This is a genomic window from Dehalobacter sp. DCM (assembly GCF_024972775.1).
In the GTDB taxonomy this organism is placed as follows: Bacteria; Bacillota; Desulfitobacteriia; order Desulfitobacteriales; family Syntrophobotulaceae; genus Dehalobacter.
Window position 1 is genome coordinate 3,259,990 of the sequence record NZ_CP092282.1, and the last position, 18,648, is coordinate 3,278,637.

Annotated in this window: 15 protein-coding genes; 7 read left to right on the forward strand and 8 right to left on the reverse strand. The window is 44.4% G+C overall.

The window, feature by feature from the left end; genetic code table 11:
* Positions 1-128: 128 nt before the first annotated feature.
* The 4 genes from LPY66_RS15120 (at position 129) to LPY66_RS15135 (ending at position 5,472) form a co-directional block, all read left to right on the forward strand.
* Positions 129-2,039, forward strand: coding sequence for a [Fe-Fe] hydrogenase large subunit C-terminal domain-containing protein (locus LPY66_RS15120; protein ID WP_337985089.1), 1,911 nt, complete (start codon positions 129-131; stop codon positions 2,037-2,039).
* Between the two features lie 109 nt (positions 2,040-2,148).
* Positions 2,149-2,826: a helix-turn-helix domain-containing protein gene (locus LPY66_RS15125; protein WP_337984399.1), complete on the forward strand. Its 678-nt coding sequence runs from the start codon at positions 2,149-2,151 to the stop codon at positions 2,824-2,826.
* A 20-nt stretch (positions 2,827-2,846) separates the two neighbouring features.
* Positions 2,847-3,725 carry an IS3 family transposase gene (locus LPY66_RS15130; protein ID WP_337988035.1) on the forward strand — a complete coding sequence of 293 codons (879 nt, stop codon included), beginning with the start codon at positions 2,847-2,849 and terminating at the stop codon, positions 3,723-3,725.
* Positions 3,726-4,008: 283 nt separating this feature from the next.
* Positions 4,009-5,472: a Sapep family Mn(2+)-dependent dipeptidase gene (locus tag LPY66_RS15135; RefSeq protein ID WP_337985090.1), complete on the forward strand. Its 1,464-nt coding sequence runs from the start codon at positions 4,009-4,011 to the stop codon at positions 5,470-5,472.
* 14 nt (positions 5,473-5,486) lie between these two features.
* Here the strand turns inward: LPY66_RS15135 and LPY66_RS15140 are convergent, their stop codons facing one another.
* On the reverse strand, positions 5,487-6,209 hold the full coding sequence (locus tag LPY66_RS15140) for an ATP-binding protein (protein WP_337985091.1): 723 nt from the start codon (positions 6,207-6,209) through the stop codon (positions 5,487-5,489).
* A 297-nt stretch (positions 6,210-6,506) separates the two neighbouring features.
* Positions 6,507-6,935 carry an acyl-CoA thioesterase gene (locus LPY66_RS15145; RefSeq protein ID WP_337985092.1) on the reverse strand — a complete coding sequence of 143 codons (429 nt, stop codon included), beginning with the start codon at positions 6,933-6,935 and terminating at the stop codon, positions 6,507-6,509.
* Positions 6,936-7,108: 173 nt separating this feature from the next.
* On the opposite strand from LPY66_RS15145, the gene LPY66_RS15150 reads away from it, so the two are divergent.
* The gene (locus tag LPY66_RS15150) at positions 7,109-9,256 is read left to right on the forward strand and encodes a YcdB/YcdC domain-containing protein (protein ID WP_337985093.1); all 2,148 of its coding nucleotides are present in this window, start codon (positions 7,109-7,111) and stop codon (positions 9,254-9,256) included.
* Between the two features lie 824 nt (positions 9,257-10,080).
* Here LPY66_RS15150 and LPY66_RS15155 read toward each other — a convergent pair.
* The 6 genes from LPY66_RS15155 to aroF all read right to left on the reverse strand — a co-directional run bounded on the left by LPY66_RS15155 (position 10,081) and on the right by aroF (position 16,072).
* The gene (locus LPY66_RS15155; RefSeq protein WP_337985094.1) at positions 10,081-10,407 is read right to left on the reverse strand and encodes a hypothetical protein; all 327 of its coding nucleotides are present in this window, start codon (positions 10,405-10,407) and stop codon (positions 10,081-10,083) included.
* A gap of 140 nt (positions 10,408-10,547) precedes the next feature.
* A complete protein-coding gene (gene pheA / locus LPY66_RS15160) occupies positions 10,548-11,732 on the reverse strand; it encodes a prephenate dehydratase (RefSeq protein WP_337985095.1) in 1,185 nt (394 codons plus the stop codon).
* The gene (gene aroC, locus LPY66_RS15165; protein ID WP_337985096.1) at positions 11,720-12,820 is read right to left on the reverse strand and encodes a chorismate synthase; all 1,101 of its coding nucleotides are present in this window, start codon (positions 12,818-12,820) and stop codon (positions 11,720-11,722) included. The genes pheA and aroC overlap by 13 nt, the downstream gene beginning before the upstream one ends.
* Positions 12,801-14,102 (reverse strand): 3-phosphoshikimate 1-carboxyvinyltransferase, encoded by a 1,302-nt coding sequence (aroA, locus tag LPY66_RS15170; protein WP_337985097.1) that lies wholly within the window; start codon positions 14,100-14,102, stop codon positions 12,801-12,803. Before aroA ends, aroC begins: the two co-directional genes overlap by 20 nt.
* Positions 14,103-14,157: 55 nt before the next feature.
* A complete protein-coding gene (locus LPY66_RS15175; protein ID WP_337985098.1) occupies positions 14,158-15,021 on the reverse strand; it encodes a prephenate dehydrogenase in 864 nt (287 codons plus the stop codon).
* A 31-nt stretch (positions 15,022-15,052) separates the two neighbouring features.
* A complete protein-coding gene (aroF, locus tag LPY66_RS15180) occupies positions 15,053-16,072 on the reverse strand; it encodes a 3-deoxy-7-phosphoheptulonate synthase (protein WP_337985099.1) in 1,020 nt (339 codons plus the stop codon).
* A 252-nt stretch (positions 16,073-16,324) separates the two neighbouring features.
* Here aroF and LPY66_RS15185 point away from each other — a divergent pair, with 252 nt between their 5' ends.
* Together LPY66_RS15185 and LPY66_RS15190 are read left to right on the forward strand one after the other, a co-directional pair.
* Positions 16,325-16,504: a hypothetical protein gene (locus LPY66_RS15185; RefSeq protein ID WP_337985100.1), complete on the forward strand. Its 180-nt coding sequence runs from the start codon at positions 16,325-16,327 to the stop codon at positions 16,502-16,504.
* Between the two features lie 235 nt (positions 16,505-16,739).
* The gene (locus LPY66_RS15190) at positions 16,740-18,638 is read left to right on the forward strand and encodes a spore germination protein (protein WP_337985101.1); all 1,899 of its coding nucleotides are present in this window, start codon (positions 16,740-16,742) and stop codon (positions 18,636-18,638) included.
* The last annotated feature ends 10 nt before the right edge of the window (positions 18,639-18,648 follow it).

An 18,648-nucleotide genomic window follows, 5' to 3' on the forward strand; every position in this document is an offset into this window, starting at 1 on the left:
GACCGGACCCTAACAAATATATTTGTCTAATTATTTAAAAATCATAATACTAGAATTATTGGGTTTGAGCTGGTATTCTATGGATGTGTATTTCGATAATAATTAATTATGACAGGGGTGCTTCAGCTTTGGAAGGTAGTCAGACAAGTCTCATCGTGACAAATGAATTCAAATGTGAAGGTTGTAACAAGTGTATCCGTCACTGCCCAGTTAATGCTAATACCGCCTATACAAACACCGAGAACAAAGTGAAAGTCAGGGTAAACAGTGATTGGTGCATCCATTGCGGTAAATGCCTTGAAGTGTGTGATCATGAAGCAAGAACCTATATGGATGATACCGACCGGTTTTTTAGTGATTTAAAAAATGGAATCAACATCACGGTAATCGCAGCACCTGCCGTCCAGACAAACTTTAACAACTATAAAAAACTATTTGCTTACCTGAAATCACTGGGCATCCAATTGATCTACGATGTTTCATTCGGCGCAGATATTACAACGTGGGCTTATTTAAAAGCCATCAATGAGCAAAAGATTGAGACCCTCATTGCCCAACCCTGCCCCGCTATTGTCAGTTATATCGAAAAATACCAGCCCGAAATCATTGATAAGCTGTCCCCTGTCCACAGCCCGATGATATGTTCTGCTATCTATCTAAGAAAGTATTTACGGAATAACGATGCCATAGCTTTTTTGTCACCTTGCCTTGCCAAAAAGGATGAAATGGAAAGCACCGGCCAGATCATTTCATATAATGTGACCTATAAAAAGCTTGTGGAATACTTGTTGGAGAACAATGTTAACCTTGATGACTTTGCCGAAAAGGATTTTGATGCCAATCCATGTTCTTTAGGTTTCCTGTTCAGCCGTCCCGGTGGTTTAAAAGAAAATATTGAAGCAATCGTACCGGATGCTTGGGTGAAGCAAGTTGAAGGTACAGACATTGTCTATGACTACTTAACGCATTATAAAAACAGAGTAGCGGAAAGCAAGCCGGTCCCGCTGGTGGTAGACGCCCTGAATTGTACCCACGGCTGCAATATTGGCTCTGCGTCCTGTATTAGTTCCAAACTTATCGATGATATCGACCACAAATTTAATCATATGAAGAAAAAGAAACTCCAGCAAGCTACTCAAGGACGTATTATTAAGAAGGTAAAATGGATCGGTGAAGAGTTTGATAAAGTACTTAGATACCAGGATTTTTTAAGAGAGTACGATAAGAGTAAGGCTGTAAACCCTTTAAAATATCCTTCGGAAGACGAACTTGAGCACATTTTCATCGCCTTGTTAAAACCAGAAGCCAGTTCCCGTAAGATCAACTGCACCGCATGCGGCTGTCATACTTGTACGCAAATGGCTGTAGAGATATACAACGGACTGAATATTCTAGAAAATTGTATGGATTTTACACGCAATGAAGTCTTAAAAGAAACGGTAAAAAATACCGAAATCAATGCGATGTTGAAAGAAATTGAACAATTAAGCAATGACCGCCTACGCATGTCGAATAAGCTAAAAGAAAATGTCGTCCTTATAAAAGATTCTCTCACTGAACTGGCCAAAGCCAATGAAGAAAGCGCGGCATCCTTAATGGCGATTACAGGCCAAGCGGCAGTGACAGTTCAAACGGCGATCGAGCTTAAAGACAATGTGCAGCAAATGAAAGAAAAGCTAAATAGTTTTGTGAACGCATCGAATCAAATTGTCGATATTGCCAGTCAAACCAACTTACTTTCCTTAAATGCAGCGATCGAAGCTGCCCGCGCCGGTGAACACGGGAGAGGTTTTGCCGTGGTTGCCCAAGAGGTACAGAAACTTGCTGATCAGTCCGGAAATGTTGTTCAATCAACCATCAATGACGAAAATGTCATGCTGACATTGATCAAGACTATTTCCGAAGTCTCTATTGAACTTGAGAGAAAGATGAATGATGTTAGCAGGGCGATCGAGGATTCCTTAAAATCCAGTGAACAGATTACTGCTACTGGTCAAAATATATTAGCGACGGTAGAAAGCTTATTTGACGCTAATTAGCCTGCAGTCAGCCGATAAAAAATCATAGCTGTTGGACGATGTGATATGCTCCCTTCTAGGTAGACAAGTGAAATAATAAAAACTTGTTGCTTAGAGGGGAGTATATTTTATGTCAAAGAGAAAGATATCTAGCAACGAGAAGTTAACTGCTGTATTACGGTATCTAGATGGAAAAACTAGCCAAAATCAGATTGCCCGTGATCTTAATGTAAGTTTAGCATCTGTTCAACAATGGATTTTTAATTATGAGTCCATGGGAGCCGATGTTTTCTTAATGAAAGGAACTAAAAAATACACAAAAGTACTTAAGATACAAGCTGTTGAAGATTATTTAGCTGGTTTGGGCTCTCAAACTGATATTTGTAAAAAGTATGGAATTCGATCAAAAGGTAAGTTACAACGCTGGATAAAACAGTATAATGGTCATGAAGAACTAAGGTCTTCTGGAACAGGAGGAAGTACCATCATGACCAAAGGAAGAAAAACCACTTTCGATGAACGCGTTGAAATCGTGCGGTATTGCATTGCACATGATCATAATTACGCAGAAACATCTGAAAAACATCAAGTATCCTATCAGCAGGTGCGTAACTATACTGTTAAATATGAAGTCTATGGGGTTGAAGCATTAAGAGACAATCGGGGGAAGCGAAAGTCTCAGGATAAGATGAGTGAATTAGAAAAGCTGAGAGCTGAAAATAAGATTTTAAGAGCAGAAAAAGAACAGGCCGAAATGGAGGCATCTTTCTTAAAAAAACTCGAGGGGATAGAGAGGAGGCGGGACTAAGCCTGGTTCGCCATGAATTTATATATCAGGCTATAAAAGAAGAAAACCAAGAACATAATTATCCGATCAGCACCCTATGTAAGTTTGGAAAGGTATCACGAGCAGCATATTATAAGTGGCTGCATAGAGAAATACCTGAAAGCGAAGCAGAAAATCTTCGTATCGCTGATGAGATTGAAAGAATTCATGAGGAAAGCCCAGATAAAGGGTATAGAAGAATCAAGGATGATCTTGAGCGGTATCATAATATAAAAGCGAATGACAAGCGAGTTTTACGCATTTGTCGTAAGTTAGATATAAAATCCACCATTAAGTATTCAAACAATGGGTGTACACGACAGGCAGCCAATCCACAGTATATAGCAGAAAACATACTAAATAGAGAATTCACCTCTGGAGCTCCAAATGAAAAATGGCTTACAGATGTAACAGAATTCAAGTATTACGTTGGAATAATAAAGCACAAACTATATCTTAGTGCAATATTAGATTTATACGATAGACGAATAGTTTCATATATTATACGTGATTCTAATAATAACGCGCTGGTATTCGATACATTTGATGCTGCCATTGAAGCTAATCCGGACGCACATCCAATCTTTCATAGTGACAGGGGATTCCAATATACGAACAGAGCATTTCATGCGAAGCTTGAAGCAGCTGGAATGACCCAAAGTATGTCAAGAATAGCCAAATGTATTGATAATGGCCCAATGGAAGGCTTTTGGGGGATTATTAAACGAGAACGCTATTACGGAAAAAGATTTACCAGCAGAGACTCTGTAGTAGAAATGATTGAGGAATATATCGATTACTATAACAACAAACGATTACAGAGGAATCTTGGTGTATTAACACCTTTGGAGAAACACGAAAGTTATTTACAAGCAGCATAAAACTGCCAGCAGGTTATACCTACTGGCAGCAGAGTTTTATTTTTTTAATTGTCTACTTGACGGGGAGCGGTTCAATGAACACCTGTTCAACGCCAACAGCTTTTTTATCAGGAAAAATTAGAATATGCCAAAATACAAGGCATTCTTATAGGATTTTCTATCGGTAAGGTGGGTATGGTCTTTACAATCAAATACTCACTGAAATAAAAACATAAACAGGTAGGATACATCGCATAATAACAAAAAGACCTTACATATAAAGGCAAGGAGTTAACATGACCCTATGACAGATTACAAATCAGCCATTGAAGCCAATAAAGACACGATGCTTCAGTCTCTGCAGAAATTGATCCAAATTCCGAGTGTTACCGGCCGCCAAAAAGACGTCCTCTATGCGTTGAACACGTTTCTGGAATGGGGTCGGGAAATGGGTTTTGACGTAAAAAATTACGATGATCTGGGCGGAATCATCGAATTTGGCGAGGGTAATAAAAAAACCATCGGCATTATTGTCCATTTGGATGTCGTCCCCGAAGGAACGGGCTGGAACTATCCGCCGTTTGAAGGTAAGATTCAGGATGGCAAGATTTACGGGAGAGGCGCCATCGATGATAAAGGCCCGGCAATCTCGGCTTTATACGCATTAAAAGCTGTAAAAGACGCCGGAATAACACCTAAAAACAAAGTACAGCTGATTATCGGTTTAGATGAAGAAAGCATCTGGAATACTACGCCTAAATTATTAAAAAAAATAAAAGAGCCGGATTTCTCCTTTGTCCCCGATTCTGTATTCCCTATTGTCTGCGCTGAAAAAGGGCTAATCTGGCTGGAATTAAAAAGAAGCGTTGCACCGGATTCAATATTCGGAAATAAGCATAATCCTTCGATTGATGTAACGGATAAAATGGATGTATCCCACGATAGCAAAAACAATGCTTCTATATGTATAAAACACCTCCACGGAGGCGGCGATTCGTTGAATATCGTGCCGGATCTCTGTGAGGCAGTTCTCGAAATCTCCGGCAGTGATGGTTCTCCTGACATTCAGGAACAACTTTCGGCTTATGTAAAAGAAACCAACTATGACATCGAATTAAGCCATAATAAATCAGAGATCAAACTGATATCCCATGGCAAGGCTGCCCATGCCTTCAATTGCCAGGAAGGCCAAAACGCGATTTCACAATTGATTCTTTTTCTTTCTCAGCTTAATATTGATGAGCAACAAAAACAGCTAATCGAACTCTATGCAGAAAAATTAGGCCGCGATTGTACCGGCCAAAACCTCGGATTGCACTTCGAAGATAGATTAACCGGGAAAATGACTGTATGCCCAGGCTTTATCGCGATGGATAACGCATCTTTTACCCTGAAAATCGATATCCGTTTTCCCGCATCGGAGTCGTTGGATGCGATCCGGCCTAAAGTAGAATCCGCATTTGAGGATTTTGATGCCGATCTGACCATTCTCGACTCCCTTGAATCCCTGCATTTTCCCGAAGATGATCCGCATATCCAGGCCCTGCTTAATGTATATCAAGACTTTAGCGGAGACAGAGAAGCCCGCCCCATAGGGATGGGCGGGACTACCTTTGCCAAAGCGTTTCAGCGTGCTGTCGCTTTCGGACCTTCTTTTCCGGGGATGGCTAAAATCGAACATCAACCGGATGAATATATTGCAATTGATCATCTCCTGAAATGCACCGACATCTATGCTCAGGCCATCGAAGTCCTGGCTGCCTTATGAAGGAAGTTTCTTTTTTATAGAATTTGACCTTGGGAGTTAATAATCACTTCACTGTAGGGCACCGATATCCCCGCATTGTCCATAGCCGTCCTGACCGCACGCACGATACCGGAACAGCACGGGACATCCATCCGGATGACCTTCACGCTTTTCGGATTGTTTATCTTCAGTATTTGCTCGATCTTTTCCGTATAATAATCGTTGTCATCCAGTTTCGGGCAGCCAATCATCGTGATTCGATCCCGCATGAACTTTTCATGAAATGATGCATAAGCGTACGCCGTGCAATCGGCTGCGATGAGCAGATCAGCATGTTGCAGATAGGATGCCTGGGGATTGATTAGATTCAACTGGACGGGCCACTGCCGAAGTTCGGAAGGACGCTCATCCTCAAGATTTACTCTGCTGGGCACAGGTGCTTTTTTGATTTCAGCAGCCAGTGTTCCCGGACAGCCACAGGGTAATTTGGCACTTGTTTGCGCTTGGTGCTTGGCAGCATTCGCTTGCATTTTTGCCTTGACTAATTCTTCATTGTAATCGGCGGCTTCCCGCTCAATGATTTGGATCGCATCGACCGGGCATTCCGGCAGACAATCACCGAGTCCATCACAATATTCGTCGCTGATCAGCGACGCTTTGCCGTTGACGAGCTGGATAGCACCTTCATGACAGGCATTGACACAAAGTCCGCAGCCATTGCATTTGTTTTGATCGATTTCGATTATTTTTCTAAGCATGATTATCACCTTTCCTGTTTAATTTTCTCATTGTATTACGTGGTTAATACACCATCGATATTCTTTTTGTTAGCTTTACTATAACGCTTTTTGTTTGAAGAATCGGTAACGCATGTTACAAGTTATGTTACAAAATAAAAGGACCGCTGCATAGCGAATTAAAGCAAATTAAAGCCAATCTGTATGCAACGGTCTTTTATCATTAGTACCTTGTTAACCCTAAATCTCATATATCCTGGCAGCAGATTATTCTTCGCAATACTGCTTAGCCTTGTCGGAGGTTAACAAGGTACTGTTTTATTTTTTCTTGATTTCCTCATAGCGCTGAAACCATTCCGGAAAAACTTTCTTGAATTGAACCGGTTTAAAATTATCCTTGCGTACAAGAATGTGCGTTGTCGTCCCCTCAGCACATACCTCGTCCTCGCCATTTAAAACCTGATAGGCATAAACCGTCCACAAACCTTGATTCTCTTCGACCCAGCATTTCACAAAAACACGATCGCCATAACGAATTGCTTTTTTGTAGGTGGCATCTACCTTGTAAACGGGTGCGTAATATCCTTTTGTCTCCATTTCCATATAGTCATACCCTGCATCCCTGACCAATTGACATCGTCCCAGTTCAAACCATTTTAAATAATTGGCATGATAAATCACGCCCATCATATCCGTATCGGCATACGATAGTTGTATTTCTATTGTTGAAATCAGATACTCATTCATCGGTATTCCCTTTCGGTCCTTTGGTTATTTATCCCCAAAGGAAAATTTTTCTTTATGCGTCATACTGCTGTACAAATTTAAGTCTATTATATACGGAAACCAAAAGTAAAAGTATACATATTTTGGGGACCAGCTGGAAATACATTTGCGTTTTGAAAGGAAGTGCCGGTGTGATGTCAAACAAAAAATGGATCATACTCCCTTTGGTTTTTCTCTTGATCATCCAGATACCATTCCCGTTATTCGGTTCAGAAAAAGCTGTTACGGCGGATTCCACCCCGAAGATATCCCTTGAGCAAGCCTTGACAACTGTTAAATCCAATTTCTCTATACCAGTGGAGTATACGGAATTCTCTTCCGGCTTCAACAGTAATAATACCCATTACGTTTGGTATTTAAATTGGAACGCCCCAGGCGGCAGCGGCGGTAGTTTTTCCGCGCAAGTCGACGCAAGCAGCGGTGAGATCCTTTCCATTAATTCCTGGCAAACAAGCCAAAATGATCAATCCTTTCAACTTCCCGCTCTCACACACGAAGAAGCAAGACAAATCGCTTCGTCCACTGTTAAGCGGTTAACCGGTCAAAAATTTTCCCATCTCCAATATATCCAAGAAACGAATCTGGTACCTCTAAATCCATATGGATCTGCCACCTATGAATTCCGGTGGCAGCGGGTCGAAAACGGAGTTCCCTTCCAAGGCAACCTGGCAACTATCCAAATCAATGCGGATACCGGAAAGGTCACATCGTACACCATCGTCTGGAGTGACTTAGCGATTCCTGCAGTTAAAAATATTATCTCTGCCCAAAAAGCTATGGACGCTTTTCAAAGTGCCAAACTCCTTGAATTGCAATATTTCCTCACCCCCATTTATAAACCGCTCATCGTCGGCACTAATAATGAAAACGTACAACTGATTTACCAAATAAAGAACAATGGAACAATCGATGCTTTCTCCGGCCAGGCGTTGAATATCAGCACAGATCAGTGGCTGTTTAATGGAAGAGGCGCCGGTAATCTGAGCAAATCGACTGAAGATACTGCTCAGGCTGTTGTGTTGACACCCGAAGAACAGAAGGAACTGGCTGCCAATGCCAAACTCTTAACCAGAGATCAAGCCATCGCGGTGGCGCAGAAATGGATTACTCTGCCATCAACACTCACTTTAAGAAGCATCAATTTGTCTCAGGATTATTATCAGCGCAACGGAAAAGTTTGGTCTTTTGAATGGGGTTCGTCATCAGGTGATTCCTTAGCCCAAAGCATTTCCGCCCGCATCAATGCTGAAAACGGGGATGTATTATCCTTCAACATCTATAATCCGTCGTCTTCTCAAACCGGCACGAAAATAACTGCCGAGCAAGCGAAGATAATAGCCGAAAACTTTATCAAAAAAATTGCACCCAGCAAATTTGATCAGCTTAAACTGTCTCAAGATCCCGTCGACAAAGACAGCAACATGGAATCAACATCATTGCTGGTAACCTACGAACGGATCGTCAACGGTATCTCTTTCCCTTCCAATAATATTTCGATCAATGTGGACTTATTGACCGGCAAGATCTCGTCTTATAATCTGACCTGGTGGAATCTGGATTTCCCTCAACTATCCCTGGCCATTTCCCAATCGGAAGCTCAGAATAAACTCTTCGCTTCCCGCCCGATGATTCTGCAGTATGTTGTCCGCTATGAGTTGGGGGAAGCAAAAGAAGTCCGCTTGGTTTACCAGCCTTCAACGGAAAACAAGCTGACCTCCGACAGGATGGATGCTAAAACCGGTGCTTTCATTGATTTTCAGGGTAATCCCATGAAGCAACAGCCTCAACCGCATCGTTTCATTGATATTGCTGGTCACCCTGCAGAAAAAGAAATCACGTTATTGGGATTAGCCGGTCTTTTTGGTGAGTATGGCACTAAGTTTGAACCCTCAAAAAATATAACCGCTATTTCCTTACTGAGGGCTCTGAATGCTGCTAAAAATGGCAGTGAAAGCAGCCTTTCTGATGATGAGATCATAAAATTGGCCAAGGAACAAGGCTGGGTAAAAGAGAGTATTGTTCCCAGCCAATCCGTGAACCGTCTGCTCTACTGCAAAATCATGACCCGTTACCTTGGTTTGGAAAAGATCGCTATGGTCAGCGATATTTATCATACGTCCTATACCGATATTGCCAAAGATACACAAGGATATGTCAGCTTAATAACCGGCATGGGCATAATAAAAGCCGATGGAACCCAATTTGATCCCAATGCTTCCGTATCCCGTTCTGAAGCAGCTGCCGGACTGATTAAAGCGTTAGAGGTCGGCTTCAGAAATTGATAAACCGTTTTCAATATATAGTTGCTCTCGGGTTTGTCAGTGTGCCTCACTTCCGCTTTCGGCTCTTGTGCCATCCATGGCTTCGTCGCTCCCTGCCATCCTTGGCATCCGCGACATTAGGCCCTCCATGGCCGTCACAGCCGCGCTCCGCATCCGTGCTCCGCTCTGCGCTGGAATGAGCCACCCAGACTTACTATTGGGTCATCAAGCAATTTTAAGGGGCGTAACGAAAATTATACCATGTCACGTCAAAATATTTCCCTATATCTTCTGATTTCTTCAAATATTGCAGGATTGCATAGATCCATGAGCGGACGTTAGTGGGAGCGACGTTAAGAAACCAACGGTTTCTGTCCACGGATGGACAACTGTCGCGGTGCCATGGATGGCAAGGAGCGACAGCTTGCAGTAAGCAGCGGGGTTTTGGCATGTTAGCGAGGCGATACAGGAAAATAGTCCAGTGGACTGTTTTTCTGTATCGCTGGTTTTAGTCGTGGGAAACGGCATGATACATGTATCATGCCATGCAAGCCTGCAACACCCCAACACCCCAACACCCCAACACCCCAAAAGAAAAGACGCCATTGCTGACGTCTTTCACTAAGGGCTAAGTTATGATACGTCCCCTTAAATATCTGTTTCCTTCAAATCAAGTCTGCGTGCCACAGTTCCAGCGACAAGCGGAGCACGGATTGCGTGGCGCGGCAGATAGCGCCACGGATGGCGCTATCTGCCGAAAGCGGAATGTGGCATGCAGACAACCCCAGCTATGAGTATTTCTGTCCATGCTTGTACTCGTTATGATGATAAGTGATTTGCCCGGCTTAGAAATGCACGGTAAAAATATAGCCTAATACACCACCCAAAACAGCCAGGGCAAAACCGAAACAGCGAAATCCCGCTTTGATCAAAGGGATTTTCTTTTGATTTCTGACCAAAAAGTCCTCATTTTCTTTCTTAAGTACATCCATCATCTTACCCGGAAGGATGAACGCAAACAAACCAATAATCACATAGGCTCCAAATCCGACATAAACCAGAATATCAAGATTAAGATTGCTTCCGAAAAAAAAGGCAATAACCGTCAGTACCACCAAGGTAAAGAATATTTTCTCAAATAAAGTGCGTGACCTTTCAAATATTGGCTTCATCTGAACTACCACTCCTGCGTTATATTGGTGTAACTTAATGAATTCCCTTTCATTATAAAACAGGATAGTGAAAAATTATTCAGGTAAATAGTGGCTTTCCCAATATCTTCGGCGGATGTGAGTTTCCATTGGTTTTGAGTTTATTCCGTTGTAACCTTGGACAGATGCTTTCTGTCTGCGGGATAGTTGCCTAACAATTGGAAATAGGCGCTCTCTTTTTCGATTTCTTCGATTGCCTTCTTCACAACGGGATTATCCAGGTTGCCTTCGAAATCAATATAGAAAAGATACTCCCATGTTTTGTCCGCCATGGGGCGTGATTCGATTTTCATCATATTGAGACCATTGCGGGCAAAGTGACTCAGCACCCTGTAGAGGGAACCGGGTTCATGGGAAATAGCGACTGCCAGGCTGATTTTGTTGCTGCCCTTACGAAATTTCGGATGTCTTCCAATAATAATGAAGCGGGTGAAATTGGCCGGATTATTATTGATTTTTTCAGCCAATATTTCCAACCCGTAAAGCTCGGCTGCCCGCCTGCTGGCAATCGATGCCTGACCCGGTGTCCCCGCATCCGCTACTTTCTTGGCACTGACGGCTGTATTGCTTACCGGGATCTGATTCCACTGCGGAAACTGTTTGAGATAGAGACTGCACTGCTGGAAACCCTGGGAATGAGAACATACGTCTTTAATATCCCCGAGAGTTGCTCCTTTCAGTGCCAATAGGTTATGGTCGATCTGAATACTCTTCTCACCGACGATGGAAAAGCCATATCGGCATAATAAATCGTAGACGTCGGCAATACCGCCGGTAAACGAGTTCTCCAAAGGCAGTACACCGTAATCGATTTCATTCGCTGCCAATGCGTCGAATACATCGTCAAAATTGGTATAATTTTTGGTCTTGGGGTTATTGCCAAAGTATTCTTTTAACGCTTGTTCGCTGAAAGACCCGGGGATTCCTTGGAAGCCTACCGTTTCGCCGGTTACTTCCTCAACTTCTTGCAGCTCGGGGAAAACTTTCCACGACCCATTCTCCGGCTTAAAGAAACGCTCCGCCTGAATACCTTTGCTGACATGCATCACAGCCTTCAGGAATTCTTCGGCTGGTTTAGCCAGTTCTTTGTTTTCTACCTGGGTAATCTTCTGAAGAACTTTACCCTCGCGTGACTCATCGAGAATATTGATATGGTTCGCAATCTTAAAATCGGCAATTTCTATGACCGTTTCCATCCGGGTTTCAAAAAGTCGGAGCAGTTCATTATCGATTTCATCGATTTTTTGGCGGAGATCCTGCAGTTTTTTCTTATTTATATCATCCACGTGACGCCATCCTTTTCTATCATTAAGTCTAATATAGCCAATGCGGCCGCACTTTCCACCACAGGAACGGCCCGGGGCACAATACACGGATCGTGCCTTCCCTTGACCCGAATCTCAACTTCTTCATTCCTGGAAATATCCACTGTACTTTGGGCCTTGGCTATCGAAGGTGTCGGTTTTAATGCCGTTCGAAATAGGAGCGGCATCCCATTGCTTATACCTCCCAATATCCCGCCATTATGATTGGTTAAGGTCTCCACCCGGCTATTCACATAGACGAAGCTGTCATTAGCTTGGGACCCTTTCATTTGCGTGATGGCGAAACCTGCCCCAAACTCAACTCCTTTGACTGCGGGAATGGAGAAAAGCAGATGAGCTATTTTACTTTCCAGCGAATCGAAAAAGGGCGAGCCTACCCCGACAGGCAATCCGATAGCGGCTGTTTCCACAATGCCGCCCAGAGAATCTTCTTCCGCCTTGGCTAAAAGAATCTGCTGCTGCATTTCTTCTCCGATAGCGCTGTTAAGTACCGGGAAATCCATGCGGGCCAGCTCCTGGATCGAATTAACAGCCAAATCCAACTCATCAAAGCTTTCTTCCCGAATATTCCCGATGCTCAATACATGTCCGCCAATCGCAATTTCCTTCTTACTGAGGATCTGCTTAGCAATCGCGCCGGCTAAAACCATCGATGCTGTCAGCCTGCCGGAGAAATGCCCGCCGCCACGGTAATCATTAAATCCGCCGTGCTTGATCATTGCCGTATAATCGGCATGTCCCGGGCGAAGATTATATTTCAGGTCCTCATAATCGTTGGAATGTGAGTCTTTGTTCCAGATGATAAAAGTCAATGGGGATCCCGTTGTATGCTCATTAAAATAACCGCTGATGATCTCAAATTCATCCTTTTCCTGCCGGGGAGTCGAAAGTGCATTTTTCCCCGGTGCCCTTCGGGCTAATTCTGATCGAATAAAATCAAGATCCAGTTTGATCCCTGCCGGAAGCCCGTTGATGACTATTCCCACACATTTGCCATGGGATTCTCCAAACAAAGAGAGTTTAACATATTCACCCCAGGTTCCACTCATCCGCTATCCCTCCCAATCTGGTAAAATCGCGCCAAAAATGAGGATATGATTTTCTTACTGCTTCCGAACCGTTCAAAATCACCGGTCCGCTTGACTTGATGGACGCGACGGCCAAGGCCATGGCGATACGATGATCATTCCAGCTGTCCACAGTCCCGCCATGGAGAGTTTCGACTCCTTCGATTAAAAGTCCTTCCTCCTGCTCCCGGATACGCGCTCCCAATGTGTTCAACTCCGTCGCGATTGCTTTGAGACGATCCGATTCCTTAATCCGAAGTCTTCCCGCGTTGATGATGCGTGTTGTGCCCTGACTTAGGGCGCCAATAACAGCAAGGATCGGGACTAGGTCCGGACATTGGGACACATCGATCTCGATACCGTGAGTAGCCGCAGGCAGAACGTCCAATCTGTCCCCCGTTTCGGAAAAAGCCATCTTTGCTCCCATTTGCCAGAGGATATCTAAAATGACGCGATCTCCCTGGAGCGACTGCCTATTCAAATCATAACACGTAAGCCCGGTTCCAATTGTTCCGGCCACAAGCCAGAAAGCAGTCTGTGAGAAGTCCCCCTCGACGCGAAAGTCTATGGGGTTATATTTTTGTTTGCCGCCAATGAAAAACGCGTGGTAATCTGAATTTTCAACGATAACACCCGACTGTCTCAGGGCATCGATGGTCAAATCGATATAACCGCGGGATTCCAAATCGGTCGTAATCACGATGTTGGAGTCCCCCTGAAGCAGCGGGAGCATGAACATGAGTCCGGATATAAATTGTGAGCTGACATTTCCCGCTATGGAAAATTTGCCCGGCTTGAACCGGCCTGTTATGGTCAATGGAAGCGCTCTGCCCGCCGTTTCGTAAAGGATCCCCTGTTGATCAAACAAGTCGTAATACGCATTAAGCGGCCGTTCCGACAGCTTGCCTTCGCCGGTAAACGTTACCGGCCCGCCGGTGAGGGTGGCGATGGGTATCAGAAATCGGAGCGTAGAACCGGATTCCCGGCAGCGGATCGTATCACGAATAAGTTGGGGCTGTGAGCATCCCTTTAATTCTAATAATCCCGGCTCCTCCGCTTCTGCTGTTGATGCCAGTATCGATGTCCCCAAGGAAGTCATTCCATCGAGGGTCGCAATAATGTCTTCCGACAAAATCACATTATGGATCCGGCTTACGCCATCGGCAAGTGCTGCGGAGATAACCGCGCGATGACTGATACTCTTTGAGGGCGGGATCCGGATATCCCCGGATAGATTGGATGGCAGTATGCGCAAACAGGCCAAAGTACTCTCTCCTTCATGCTATGTGTATTCGTGCAATGTACCTATAATATTACCTTTAGAATCTCTCGCGGCGCTGACCGGCCTCTTTCAACATGCCGCTCAGCTGTTCCTGATTATTATCAGCAATTGCTGAACGGATATGCTGAACATTTTCAATAAATTCGTCAATCTGAACCAGAATGTTTTTCTTATTTTCAAGCAGGAGTTCGCTCCAAAGTTCAGGGTTCATTCTGGCAACTCGGGTCGCATCACGGAAACTCCCCCCAACCAGACTGCCGGTATCCTCAGTATCCCCACTGTTCATCAAAGCGGCAGCGATGACATGAGGCAGCTGACTGGTCAGAGCGATAACCGTATCATGTTTAGCCGGGGACATCTGAAGCGGCGTCCGAAACCCCAGCCTGAGAAGCATCTTTTCTATTACGGCGAGACTATCGGGTCGCGTCTCCGCCACGGGTGTCAACAAATAGTTTGCACCTTGAAAAATTGCGGCGCTGGCATTACTGTATCCACCCGATTCTTTACCGGCCAGCGGATGCCCGCCAACATAGCTTAGGTCACTCCGCAGGCATCCGTTGATTTCTTGAACCAGTTTTTCCTTGATCCCCGCGACATCGGTGATAATGGCACCCGACTTGAAATGGGCCAGATTGTTTTTAATGAACGTAACTGACTGGTCAGGATAAGCGGCGATAATAACCACGTCGGAGCGTTGCAGCGGGATTTCGGCATCTGTAAACCCTTGCGTAATGACGCCGTCCTTTTCTGCCTGATCCAAAATATTCGCATCGATATCTACCGCCCATATCGCTTTTGGATGTAATTGATGCAATGCCATGGCGAATGATCCGCCAATCAGTCCCAGACCCACTACCGTCATTTCCATACTACTAAAGTCCGGTTCACTCAAGAAACACACCTCCAAAAAAAGTGCTTTATTGTATCTCTATTTAAAACGATACGATTTTATTGTCAATCGTTGCCAGCTGCCTGAGGGAATTCATCAGGTCTTTAAAACGTTCCGGCTTGATTGACTGCTGACCGTCACACTTCGCGTTAGCCGGATCATTGTGCACTTCGATCATAACCCCATCAGCCCCGGCCACCAAAGCCGCTTTAGCCATAGGTTCAACCAACCACCATAACCCCCCGGCATGACTGGGATCGACGATGACCGGCAAATGGCTCAACCGTTTAATGACCGGTATCGCACCTAAGTCCAGTGTATTGCGTGTATAGGTTTCAAAGGTTCGGATGCCGCGCTCGCAAAGGATCACGTTTTCATTGCCGTGGGCAAGAATATATTCAGCGGCAAGCAACAATTCCTCAATCGTGGATGATAATCCTCTTTTCAAGATAATGGGCGTCTGAATTTTGCCGACTTCTTTTAATAGTTCAAAGTTTTGCATATTTCTGGCCCCGATTTGGATGATATCGACATCCTCCACAAAACGACTGAGATGCTCTGTCGACATCAGTTCGGAGACAATGGGCAAACCGGTTTTAGCCCTGGCCAGTTTCAAAAGATCAAGACCGTCTTCCCGTAAACCTTGAAAGCTGTACGGTGATGATCTGGGTTTAAATGCCCCGCCTCGTAAAAAACCGGCACCGGCTGCTTTAACCTCCTCAGCGATTTGAAGAATTTGTTCTTCACTTTCAACGGAACAGGGCCCGGCAATCACAGCAAAGTGACCGCCTCCGATTTTTCGGCCATGGACATCAATAACCGAATCCTCGGGGTGAAACAACCGGTTGACCTTCTTGAAAGGTTCCTGGACATGGATTACTTTTTCCACACTTTCCATGGCAAGAAACGTATCGGAGTCAATATTACTGGTATTGCCGATCAATCCAAGGATGTGATAATTAACCCCGGTCGATTCATGGATCTCGCACCCCATGCTTAAAACTTTGCCTTTTAATCTTTCGATTTCCTCCAACGATGTTCCTGGTTTCATAACAATAATCATATGCCGTCTCCTCCTTCAATCACTCATTCGTTTTGATTTTTCCTATCCGTACTTCTAAACGGCGCTTTCAATGACTTTCCTCCTTGATTTATTTGTCTCCCATGGCCTGTTTAATGATTCAAGCTTGAAAATATCTTTGGCCCAATAAATAAATAGAAGGCCCACTATTTCTAATGAGCCTTCTTTAACCTTAACAATTTTACTTTGATTATCTTCTCTCGCCGGTCATGCCGCGAAGCATGATTTTACCGGATGCTCATTAGTGAAGAGAGACCGTATGCGGTTGTAGAACAAGCAGAAATAACCGGTGCTAAAGTAAAAGTAATAATAGCACAGGCTAAAGGCGAAAAACGCGAACGTATTGAGTTGTTCTACGGGTCTTTTACCAATGATCGTTTCCATAGGAATCTCCGGTTGTTTAATTTTGGTTAATTATACAGCAGGCCAACTTCTCATGTCAAACAATTTATTTCTTTTTGAGGAAAATTGTCATCAAATTTCACCTTAAAACCATTTCCATATTTCCGTGAATCGTGATTTTGCTAAGTTAATGATTAATTTATTCAGGTTTCAATTGGAAACAGCCGTCAAAAGATATCGATTGCTGGTATGTAATTCTATTTGACTAACCATAATAACAGCATAAAGAATGAAGGGAAATCACAAAGTGACATCAAATAAACAGCAGCCGCAATGGAAAAAAATACTGTCCTTAATCACCTACAAAAAGACGAACAGACCCAAGACGTTCAGTTTGGGCGAAGACGCCTTGGACCAGGATCCGCTGCAAACAAGTACCGCTGGGTTCGGTAAGGACCAAAACAAGGCGTCAACGCCCCAACCACGAGAATCCACACCAAAACAAAAAAATGAAAAAGGTCAGAAAAAGGAATCGCCAAAACCGGAGCAGCGAAATACAAGTCAGCAAAGACAGGGACAGCAAACAAAACAAGACAAGGAACAAAATAACGATTCAGCGAAAACAAAACGGAAGATGGCGCGGAAACCGATGACTCCCGGCCAAGTTCGGTCATACCGTTCCGATCCGGATCACGTGCGTTCCGAATATACCGCGAATCTTGAGCTCATCAAGCAGCTATTTGGTGTCCCGCGTAACAAAGACTTGGTTATCCGCGAGTTCCGAATCAGTCAGAAAAAAAGAGCCTTTATTGCCTATTTGGATGGAATGGCCGATAAAATGGTTATTAATGATTTCATTCTAAAACCGTTGCTTGCCTACTCGGACGGGGGTGCCCCAATCTCTGAATCCGATGATCGTGTCCAACCGTACAAGCCGTACACGGATATCATTTTAACCAACGACATCAAATCCTTAAATAACATCCAAAAAGTCCTCACCGAAATATTAAAAGGCAATACCGCGGTTTACATCGACGGTCTCGATTACTTCCTGACGTGTGAATCCATCGGGTATGAAAAACGTGGCGTCGAATCGCCTAAAACAGAAGGTATCGTCAAGGGACCTCAGGAAGCTTTCGGCGAGAATTTAAGGACTAATATCTCCTTATTAAGACGCATCATTCGCAACAGTCATCTGATGACGGAATTTTTCGAAGTTGGGGAAAGAAGCAGTACGACGCTGGCTATTGTCTATCTTGGGGATATTGCCAATCCTTCTTTGGTAGGAGAAGTCCGACGGCGTCTGCAGAATATCAAGACAGATTTTTTGGTCAGTGCCGGCATGCTGGAGGAGTTAATTGAAGACAATCCATTAACGATAATACCCACTATATTGAGCACGGAACGCCCGGACCGAACGGCTTCCCATATCGTTGAAGGACGCGTGGTCATCCTCACGGACGGCGCGCCGTTTGCCATGATTGTCCCCGTTACGATGAATGAATTTATGCATTCACCGGAAGATGCCGCGTTAAAATGGCAGTATACCTCGGCACTCCGTTTTATCCGTTTCTTTGCATTTTTAGCCGCTTCGATGCTCCCCGGCCTTTATATTGCCATGACGACGTTTCATCGGGAGATGATCCCCACCGATTTGCTCATCGCTATTGCGAAAGCCAAAGAAAACGTTCCTTTTCCGACCCTAGTCGAGATCCTGCTAATGGAACTGGGGTTTGAGCTTATCCGTGAAGCTGGTATCCGTATCCCCGGAATTATCGGCAATACACTGGGAATTATCGGCGCTTTGATCCTGGGTGACGCCGCTGTTTCAGCGAATATTGTCAGTCCGATCCTCATCATTATCGTCGCTGTCACGGGTTTAAGTAATTTTGCTATTCCGAATTACAGCCTGGCCTTCGGGGTTAGGCTCACGCGTTTTTACTATATTATTGCCGGCACCCTGCTTGGCTTCTATGGGATAGCGCTGGCCGTTATCGGCCATACCCTGATGATGGTCAATTTGAAATCCTTTGGCATTCCGTTCTTTTCCGTTATCGCTCCCACAAGCCGATCAAGCCGGGATAAAGTGGTGCGCTGGCCTCTCTGGATGCAGGAAAAGCGCCCTGATTTTCTAAACACCCAGGATATTGAACGTCAGCCGGAGATTGCACGGCAATGGGCGCAGCAAGATCCGGATAAGGGATAAGGAGCACTGA

Excerpts from the sequence above, each read along its gene's own strand:
- LPY66_RS15145 (WP_337985092.1), bottom strand. The coding sequence starts at position 6,935 with ATGAATGAGTATCTGATTTCAACAATAGAAATACAACTATCGTATGCC.
- LPY66_RS15135 (WP_337985090.1), top strand. The coding sequence starts at position 4,009 with ATGACAGATTACAAATCAGCCATTGAAGCCAATAAAGACACGATGCTT.
- aroF (WP_337985099.1), bottom strand. The coding sequence starts at position 16,072 with ATGATTATTGTTATGAAACCAGGAACATCGTTGGAGGAAATCGAAAGA.
- aroC (WP_337985096.1), bottom strand. The coding sequence starts at position 12,820 with ATGAGTGGAACCTGGGGTGAATATGTTAAACTCTCTTTGTTTGGAGAA.
- LPY66_RS15185 (WP_337985100.1), top strand. The coding sequence starts at position 16,325 with ATGCTCATTAGTGAAGAGAGACCGTATGCGGTTGTAGAACAAGCAGAA.
- LPY66_RS15150 (WP_337985093.1), top strand. The coding sequence starts at position 7,109 with ATGTCAAACAAAAAATGGATCATACTCCCTTTGGTTTTTCTCTTGATC.
- LPY66_RS15125 (WP_337984399.1), top strand. The coding sequence starts at position 2,149 with ATGTCAAAGAGAAAGATATCTAGCAACGAGAAGTTAACTGCTGTATTA.
- LPY66_RS15140 (WP_337985091.1), bottom strand. The coding sequence starts at position 6,209 with ATGCTTAGAAAAATAATCGAAATCGATCAAAACAAATGCAATGGCTGC.
- LPY66_RS15155 (WP_337985094.1), bottom strand. The coding sequence starts at position 10,407 with ATGAAGCCAATATTTGAAAGGTCACGCACTTTATTTGAGAAAATATTC.